At 33.4% G+C, this 1,655-nt stretch carries 1 protein-coding gene and 2 other annotated features; the gene reads right to left on the bottom strand.

The window, feature by feature from the left end; translation table 11 throughout:
- Positions 1-4: 4 nt before the first annotated feature.
- Positions 5-240 (bottom strand) — a binding site (T-box leader).
- Between the two features lie 54 nt (positions 241-294).
- Positions 295-531: a binding site (T-box leader), on the bottom strand.
- A gap of 108 nt (positions 532-639) precedes the next feature.
- Positions 640-1,655, bottom strand: a 1,016-nt coding sequence (locus tag AC1DTM_RS25510; protein ID WP_477001193.1) for a DUF4020 domain-containing protein, incomplete at its 5' end; no start/stop codon positions are given.

Here is a 1,655-nt window from a genome sequence, read left to right as displayed (position 1 = left end):
AATCAGTAGGGACGATATTTATCGCGGTACCACCCTAGTTGTAGACTTCTTTCGTCTACCTCTCTTCATTGTTAACGATCATCTGACCGTCTTTCCCTTCATAAAGACAATAGTATCTTTATTACGAAAAAGATGCTCCAGGACTGTAATTCGCTCTTGTTTTTGTACTGGTTCACACCAACCACCAGCTCTCTGTTACAGGGAAACAACAACTACTTCTTTTCCTTTCAACGCATGTTTATTATATTTTCAAGTTGTACTATCAAAATACAAAAAGTCCCTACTGAATAAATCAGTAGGGACGATATTTATCGCGGTACCACCCTAGTTGTAGACTAACTTTCCGTCTACCTCTCTTCACTGTTAACGATCAATTGACCGCTTTTTCTTCATAAAGACAATACTATCTTTACTATGAAAAAGATGCTCCAAGACTGTAATTCATGATTATCCCTGTACTGGTTCACACCAACCACCAGCTCTCTGTTACAGTAAGACTAACCACTACTGTGATCTCTTCATTGCACTTWATTTATTCAAATGTTTTTGAAATTGAATAAGTATGATTCGTATTATAGAACGCTTTTCAAAACACTGTCAACAACTTTTTATTTATTTTTTTAAAAATCCGTTTTCGCCCTATGATTCCTCTTGTAAATTCTCCGTTACAATTCCGATACGAATTATCTCATTTTCTATTAAATTTAATACATGTCTTTCTACTCCATACTTGGTTAATAGTTCTTTTATTTGTATAATTTCACTTTCAAGTAAATCGGCTTCTTGACACGTCTGAAGTAAAGTGAAAAACACATTTGCATACAATTCTTTATACGCTTTCAAACTCTCTTTCTTTTCAAGTATCTCTATAAACAACTGTTTCATTTCTTCTTGATTACATTGTCCTTCCACACCTTGAAATTTACTCGAAATAATATTTAGTCCTTTTTCTAAAATCTCATCCATACATAATACAATACGTAAAAGCATCATATATTCTCTCGTTGATATTACGCCCATTTTCGGACGTTCTCTTAAAAATACATGTAGCCACGCTGTCCAAAATTTTTGTTGTTCTTTTCCGCTTAACGTTTTTACGTAGTAGCATACATACTGCATAAATTTAATTTTATTCTCTTCGTTTTCTTGCATTAAAAGTGGATATAACCAATCTGTTTTTTGCTCCCAATACAGCACACATTTAATAAATACAAAACTAAGCCATTTTAAAAACGCTTCTCTCGTATACGGATGTAGCAGCTCTAAATGCTCTACCGCATATTTAATATATCTCTTCATCTCTGTAAATAAAGGTAAATTAATTTGCGTATAACATAATCCCGCCCACGCATACTTGGTCAACTCATTTTCTTTCTTTAAATCTAAGTAAGGTAATACATATTTTCGGCACCATTGCTTCTCAATATGGTATAAAAACGTAATATCTGCTGTTAAACGAGCAAACATAAAGTTCTTTCTTTCCGAAGTAACACTTACCTGCTCCTCAAATAAAAATAAATATTCATACACGTTGCGATCGTATAAATGATCATATGCTAACAGTTTTAGTAATACAGCAGTCATCTTCCCAACAGGATGCTGAATAGATTCATTGTAAAACTCTTGTTTTCCAATCTTAAAATCCGATTCCCCTC

This window comes from Bacillus sp. P4_D3, from assembly GCF_056401855.1.
This window is presented reverse-complemented; position numbering and strand designations above follow the sequence as displayed.